This window comes from Erwinia sp. (assembly GCF_031978025.1).
Lineage (GTDB): Bacteria > Pseudomonadota > Gammaproteobacteria > Enterobacterales > Enterobacteriaceae > Erwinia.
This window is the reverse complement of record NZ_DALZCD010000223.1, coordinates 1-7,347: the sequence shown is the minus strand read 5'-3', so window position 1 is coordinate 7,347 and position 7,347 is coordinate 1. Positions and strand designations below refer to the sequence as shown.

Annotated in this window: 5 protein-coding genes and 2 pseudogenes; 1 reads left to right on the top strand and 6 read right to left on the bottom strand. The window is 46.7% G+C overall.

Features of this window, described 5'->3' with window-relative positions; genetic code table 11:
* Window positions 1-104, bottom strand: a pseudogene (locus tag RTK32_RS16300) (RHS repeat domain-containing protein); the annotation flags it as partial.
* A gap of 167 nt (window positions 105-271) precedes the next feature.
* Here RTK32_RS16300 and RTK32_RS16295 point away from each other — a divergent pair.
* A complete protein-coding gene (locus tag RTK32_RS16295; RefSeq protein WP_312045795.1) occupies window positions 272-532 on the top strand; it encodes a SymE family type I addiction module toxin in 261 nt (86 codons plus the stop codon).
* A gap of 791 nt (window positions 533-1,323) precedes the next feature.
* Here the strand turns inward: RTK32_RS16295 and RTK32_RS21350 are convergent.
* The 5 genes and pseudogenes from RTK32_RS21350 to RTK32_RS16270 form a co-directional block, all read right to left on the bottom strand.
* Window positions 1,324-1,497: pseudogene (locus RTK32_RS21350) on the bottom strand (RHS repeat-associated core domain-containing protein); the annotation flags it as partial.
* 336 nt (window positions 1,498-1,833) lie between these two features.
* A complete protein-coding gene (locus tag RTK32_RS16285) occupies window positions 1,834-2,226 on the bottom strand; it encodes an Imm50 family immunity protein (protein WP_312045791.1) in 393 nt (130 codons plus the stop codon).
* A gap of 2 nt (window positions 2,227-2,228) precedes the next feature.
* Window positions 2,229-6,212 (bottom strand): RHS repeat-associated core domain-containing protein, encoded by a 3,984-nt coding sequence (locus tag RTK32_RS16280; RefSeq protein ID WP_312045789.1) that lies wholly within the window; start codon window positions 6,210-6,212, stop codon window positions 2,229-2,231.
* A gap of 494 nt (window positions 6,213-6,706) precedes the next feature.
* Window positions 6,707-6,847 carry a hypothetical protein gene (locus tag RTK32_RS16275; protein WP_312045787.1) on the bottom strand — a complete coding sequence of 47 codons (141 nt, stop codon included), beginning with the start codon at window positions 6,845-6,847 and terminating at the stop codon, window positions 6,707-6,709.
* Window positions 6,848-7,011: 164 nt separating this feature from the next.
* A complete protein-coding gene (locus RTK32_RS16270; RefSeq protein ID WP_312045785.1) occupies window positions 7,012-7,299 on the bottom strand; it encodes a hypothetical protein in 288 nt (95 codons plus the stop codon).
* Window positions 7,300-7,347: the final 48 nt, after the last annotated feature.

Sequence of the window (7,347 nt, the reverse complement as noted above, 5' to 3'; positions counted from 1 at the left end):
GCTTTAACGACCGAACATTTACTTAACCCCAATGGGTCAATCCAATTGAGTGGGTTCGGAGCATAAGCATATTGATTCAGTCCGCCCGCCAGCCCTATCGGATCAAATCGCGCAATCTAATCGAAGTCCGGATCGTACTGTCAGTTTCGTATATAAATCACTAAAACCATCACGTCATAGTTCATACGCTACCGCCACACCCTGATAGAGATAAGCTATCTGCACGAAGTTTATTTTACTATCTAATCAGCTGGTTAAATACAAAAATATTATTGCCAAAACACAGCGCAATTGTACCGTGGGTTATCTGCCCAACCGCAGCGACACGCCGGTGATCAAAATCAGCGCCAAATGGCTGAGAGAAGCGGGGTTTGAGATCGGCACGGGCGTTACTGTGAAGATCCAGGAAGGCTGCCTGATCCTGCTTGCCGATAACAACGAAGTACAGGAACTGCGCAGGGAACTTTATCGGGTTAAACAGGCGGTTAATGGAATGCGCGACAGGATGTTTAGTGTGCTGAACGAGAATTAAATAATAAAAATCCGGGAAGGGTTAATTTCTTATCCAGCTTTTTATTATTCAAGAACAATACAAATGAATTTGTTCCTCATCTATATAAATAACATATTTTGATTCATTAGGAAAGACAGGTGATATCAAAAAACACCTTACATCATTTATGGTGAAGGATCCGTTTAAAAAATAAATTAAATCGTTCTTTTTTGAAATAAACACACGCCCTTTAAATATCTTACGTTTCCCTTTACTGGCGATGAGGTTATGTGCAATATAATAATCATCAAAAGAAAGCTCACTAGATAATTCATTCAGACTGTCAAATTAATGTTTAATTGTTCCTTTCTCAAGGGTATTTAACATTTTCCAAAAAATAACCTCTTCTTCCTCATTTGACGGAAGCTTTTTTTTTGTAAGCAAATCGAACGAATATTTATTTTTCATGATTAATTAGAGATGTCATAGAATATATGACCATCCATCCCATTATTGTACCATTTAATATGAGGTGAATCGCCAAAACCACCTTCCGTCCCCATATGTTGCTCATATCCTTTAGAATATTTTGGAACGCCATCAGGACGGACACTTTGCGTATGTGCTTTATAACCATTCATATTACCCTGTGCTTCTTGTAAGAAAGCTTTTGCATCAGTGCTAGATTGGACTTTTACCTGGAATTTCTCGCCCCTGGATAAAGCAGCTTGCATATCCTTAATAGCTTTATTCCACGCTTTAGAACCACGGACTAGTGGAGTCATTTCTGACACTTTACCGGAAAGTTTGCCACTATAAGATGATTCACAGGACAGACCTAATGGATCGATCCACCTTAACGGATTCGGCGCATAACCATACAGGTTTAAGCCGCCTCTTAGCCCTATCGGATCCTGACTGATAAAGCGCCCGATATCCGGATCATAGTATCGGAACAGGTTGTAATGCAAACCCGTTTCCCTGTCCAGGTACTGCTCCTGAAAAAAACAGCCTGGTTTTAAAATCGGTTATGTTCGTGTTTCCGCACCAATCGTAAAACCAAACACCCAAAAGAATATACATGTAGTCCTGGCTTACACCTCAAAGACCACCAGCTGAATAAGGTGGACTTCGAGGCCAAGTGCAGCGTGACGGTAAATATTTCAGAAAGTTGCACTGTGAGGATGAGGTAATATAATGAAGGGAAGGTGCTGTGCGAGCAGTTTTATCAGACCAAACGGATAATTAAGGGAAAGCGCATGCTTATTTAACGTTCTTAAAGATGATTAAATAATAAAAACGGGAAGTTTAAACTACCTCCCTAAATTAAAATTTTTATCTTATTTCCAGCGCTGATCTAAATATGGCTCAATTGAATCAATGACAATTAACTCGGCGAAACACGATAAATTAAAGCCATCCCCATTACTAATGGAAATTCTAACTTCATTATTTATCATTTCAATTATTGGCGAGCATATAAACCCCACCCGATTACCTTGTAAATCTAATCTATTTACTCCAACAAGTATTAATGTTATAGATAACCCATTAAACTCTTTCTTTTTCCATTTGTCAGGTATTTTTTTAGGTATATGTTTCGTATTAAAACATATTCTGATTTTTGAAAGATCATAAAACAGAAAGTTTTCAAATTCAGAGTCATCAAGAGATAACTCATCGTTAAACATAAATTTAACTTTCTCTTTCCCATGAATAAAATCAAGCCACATAATTATAATCCTTCCGGAAATTCATAATGATCATATGAACCACTAACAGAACCATTTCTCGAACCGTTTCCGGTTTTAGGATCAAATGGTCTTGGGTTAAAATGCGGCCCCTGATTCCCCGGAGTACCTGGAGGACCGTACGTATGCCCGGCTGAATGTTCCTGGATAACAACTCTGGAACCATCTGGCCGTGTATAATGATATTCTCTGGATTCTAGTATATTGAAATCACTATCTTTTATTGCATGTCCGTCTCTATCAGTTAGCTGAACTTTTTTAACTGTGGTCGGATGCTGATTCATAGGTATCCCCGCATCTCTTTTGGCTGCCCTGAATGCACTTTTTCTCGATTGAAAATGAGCATTACATCCAGCTAACCCAAGTGGGTCGATCCAAGTTAGCGGATTAGAAACATATGAGTATGAATTTAATCCACCTCTTAACCCTATCGGATCCTGACTGATAAAGCGCCCGATATCCGGATCATAGTATCGGAAACGGTTATAGTGCAACCCCGTTTCAGCATCCTGATACTGCCCCTGGAAACGCAACGGTTGATGAACAGCCTCGTTGTCTCCCTCTAATGCAGGACTGTAAACCTTCAGTGTATTACCCCAGGCCCTGTAATCCGCCTGCCAGCAAATCTCTCCGCGCGCGTCGCTCAGCTCTCGTGGCATACCTGCCTGGTCATTGTGGTACCAGTAGATATCCGCCTGCTTTGGAGTTTCGCCCTCCGTTGCACTTATTTGTGCCAGCGGTACAAATCCGTCATCTTCATAAACCCATGTCAGGGTGCGTGCTCCCCTCCATTCGCTCAGCAGGCGGTTGCCGTCCCAGACAAAATGTGTGATGCCAAAGCTGTCACGCTTCCAGCTGCGGCGACCAAAGGCATCGTAGCCGTAGCTGGCCGACTGCTTCACGCCGGCCCGCTCGCTGTAAGATTCCGTCAGCTGATGCTCACCGTTCCAGATGAAGCGTTGGACTGTATGCCGCCCGGTCAGCTTCTCCGTGACGTTGCCGTGCGCATCGTAGTGCCAGCGTTTATCTTCATACACCCGAATACGGTTATCCTGAACGGGTGCCTCTTCGCTGCTGGGAAGCAGGTTATGGGCTGGATCGAAAGCAAAACGCTCCGCGCCTGCCTGTGTCAGTCTTCCCATAGCATCATACTCATAACGGTGCTCTCCGCTACGCAGATCGACCATCTGCTGTAGCTCGCCGTTACGCCGCCATCCGTATTCCCTTGCCACCTGTAGCTTGCCGCTCCGTGCGGCACGTTGTGTTACCAGCCTTCCCAGCTCGTCCCGAACATACTCCGTGTTCAGTGCGCCCTGACTACGACGGATTTCCTGATGCAGGGCATCTCGGGTAATTTCGCTGATAACCCGGTTGCCAAGGTTAATTTGCATCCGGTGACCGCTGCCGTAATACAGACTTTTCAGCTCCCGGCCATCCGGCAGCTGCGTAATGGTACGATTACCCAGCTCGTCATACTGATGACGCAGTATTTGCACGCGCCCACGCGTCAGGCTTTTTTCTGCCAGCAGCTGTCCTGCTGCATCATACTCCAGCTCCACCCGTCCGCCGTGATTGATGCCGGCGGTCAGACGACCAAGCGCATCATAGCGATAGCGTGTACGCTGCCAGCGCCGCGCTCCGGCCTTCATCACCAGCTTTTCCAGCAGCCTGCCGGCATCGTCCCGCTGATAGCGTGTCTGGATAACGGCAGCACCCGCGCTGCCGTCGCCATACTCCCGCCGCGAGACCAGCCTGTCTCCCGCTTCATAATCGTAGCGGGTAAGGCGACCATCAAAGCCGCGTTCGGCGGTCAGGTTGTCCCGCTCGTCATACTCCATCTGGTAGCACGCACCGTTCTCATTGGTCAGCACTGACAGACGGCGTGCACCATCGTATTCGTAGCGAACGCAATGCCCGAGTGCATCTATCCTTGCTACCGGCAGACCATCTGCCGCCAGCTCCCAGCGCGTGGTCTGTCCTTCCGCATTTTTAAAACAAATCAGGCGCTGCCAGCGATCGTATTCGTAAGATTCCCTGGAGCCGTCAGGACGGGTTATAAATGTCGGTAAACCATTACGATTATGCTCAATAACAGAAACATTACCTGCCGCATCGGTAATCTCTTTCAGCCAGCCATATTTATCGTAAGTGTAGCGAGTGGTACGGGCCGAGCAGTCCGTATGAGCAATCAGAAAACCAGCGCTGTTCCACTGTAGTGTCTGTATACCCGACATTGCGTCGCGGATACGCACCAGATTCCCGGCGTCATCGTGGTTGTACTCGGTGATGCGTCCAATCTCATCCATTTCACGGATCAGATTACCTGCCACGTCATAAGTGTACTCACGCAGGCCACCCAGCATATCCGTTATGCGCACGGGGAGATTCCAGACCTCATGATAATCTATACGCGTAATCTGACCGTCAGGCGCAATAACCGCAGTGGTGTTACCGCGTTCATCGTAACGGTACCGTGTGCGGCGACCAGCGGGATCGATAACCGCAACAGGTTGTCCGCGCCCATTCAGTTTCAGCTGTGTGTAACCGCCTGAAGCATCCCGATAGCCTGTCAGATCCTGATTGTCATCGAACTCATAATAGGTTTGGCGTTTCAGTGCGTCCGTTACCCGGGTAAAACCCTGACCGTATTCAAAACGCCACTCTTCGCCCAGACTGTTACGATGGGCAATCACTTTGCCACCAGGATGAAGGCGATCGTACTGATAAAAACAAGCCATTTCGCCAGCAAGGCGATGAGCCACCATCATATGATTCTGGTAACGAAAATCGCGTATAATTTCATCATCGCCGTTACGCACGGCTATCAGATCGCCTTCTTCTGAATAGTCGTAACGGCAAAGCTGCTCTACGCGGTCAGGCTCTGACGGATGAGCGCAGGCGACGCTGCGTAGGCGGCTGACCTTTTCACCAGAACTTAGCGTTATTTCATTAAAGGTGATAATAAAACGTCGCCCGGCGCTGTCTGTTATTTCAACGGGTTGGTGATCGGCGTTATAAGACAGCGTCAGGCGGTTGCCATGACGATCTTCAATGGCGCTGACTAACCAGTGGCGATTGCTGGCCTGCCGGGCAAAGATCCAGTGGCGGCTGCCGTCGGCATCGGAAAGGCGGTATTCGCCAGCCGCCGGCTGAGAAAGAGACAGCTGCTCATAACGATGAAACCGGGCGGGATAGCCAGGCTGTACGTCAGGAAAATTGATTTCGCGTCCCTGTTCGTCAGTAAAAAGAACGTCGCGCTCCCGCTTCTCTATGCTCAGCGAGAACGGCAGGGACCAGCCCTGCCCCAGCCAGCCGTTGCCTGTAACATCGGAGTAATAGCTGCGCTGCCAGCTCAGCGGTACGGCAGCAGGAAAATCAAAATCTTTATCTTCCTGACCAAAAAGTACCTTGATGCCGAGCAGAGGATTAACCGGGCTACCGACGGTAACCTTGTCTTTACAGGTACTGGTTTTTTGTTTGCCGCCTTTGCCGCTGTCGCTTCCGCCTTTTTCGCTGCCTGCTTTTTTGGCATCCTGCTTTGCCGCCACAGCTTCAGTTTTAGCCGCTTTAGCTTCAGATTTCATGACGGCTTTTTCGGCAATTTCCGCGCTCTCTTTGGCTACTTTCTTACCTGCTTTCGCCGCCTCCAAAGCTTTGCCCGCTTTAGCCGCCAGCTTGCCTGCTTTAAACGCTGCGCCACCGCCGGGTACAAAGTTAGCTGCGGCAGAAGCAGCAGAAAGCGCGGCACTACCGTAATCGCCTTCTGCAGTGTAGATTGCTGCATTGGCACCATCGGCTACTACGCCGACAATAGGCACCGCACCTAAAGCATCCAGCCCGGTATGCACCCAGTCGCCGTAGCTGCTCCACCAGCTTTTTTTCTGCGGCGGATTCGCGCTTCCCGCCTTAACGCTGCCCTGGGGAGCCGGAGCATATTGTAATTTACCTATGGTATTTCCTGACGCCATACAAAATTCCTGCAAATTAAAATAATAAATCGATATTTATTCTTAATGAGGATAAATAAAATTTGAGAACAACCTGAAAAGGTAAAAACCACCCATTCAATACATAGAAAAAGAATAGACCTGGCTGTTCCAAAACTAACTAATTTACCCGCCAATTTTAAAAAAGCAGATACAGATGAAGGGAAACATAAATTAATAAAAAGTATTTCAATATAAATAGAATAATCTAAAAAAAGAAAGCAAAGCAACCCATAAAAAACCAGCATCAGATGACAAAAAACTCTTGCTCCCAGTTGCACCTGGAAAACAAAGACTAGTTTTTGTAAAAAATTTTTAGATTATGACTTAACGTGCTACCGGTGGCCATTTCATACCATCTTTAATGGCAAGCGCTTTAATCTCGCTCAACTTATCTTTTGTTCTGGCATTACTTCCAGATTCTCGTTTTATGACATCGTCTGGCACATGGGGAAATTGCCAGCCCGGAAAGGTTATTAATGTTGGATCGGCACCTTTTCCAGCAGGTAAACGACCTGTTCCAGTTCCATGCCTGCTAATGCTCCAATAATTGGGGTGCCGCCTGCCGTGTCTCTGGCGTTAATATCCGCACCTGAATCAACTAGCAGTTTTAGCACCTCAAAATAATGTTCCGATAACGCATTGAAAATAATTGGTTGATAATTACTTTACGCATTCGGACTCATTCCTCCTACCAACAAGGATCCCATAAATGCAGGATTATTAGATCTCGCCATTATACCTGCGGCGCTACCAAAGTCAGGCATCCGTTGTACCGGATCTACCCCTCCTTCACCAGCAGCGGAACGATATCCAGGATCTCTTTTTTATTGTTCGCCGCTACCTGTAACGCATAAAAAATCAGCATCATGTCCTTCACGCCGGGTTTATTGAGATCAGTCTTTTTTACCAGACGTTCAACATCATTTACGCTGATATCGCTGATGGCCTGCTCAAGCTCAAGCTGTGTGCCACTAAAATAATATTTTGTCGGCTCTTTCATATTTTTACATTCCGAGGTAAAACCAGTCAGCAATGCGACAGCTAAAAGAACGGCACATTTTATCACTCTTTAACCTGATTTAACGAGCATCCCTCTTTACTCCAGGCTAAGACA

Coding starts and splice junctions, on each gene's coding strand:
- RTK32_RS16280 (WP_312045789.1), bottom strand. CDS start 6,212: ATGGCGTCAGGAAATACCATAGGTAAATTACAATATGCTCCGGCTCCC.
- RTK32_RS16285 (WP_312045791.1), bottom strand. CDS start 2,226: ATGTGGCTTGATTTTATTCATGGGAAAGAGAAAGTTAAATTTATGTTT.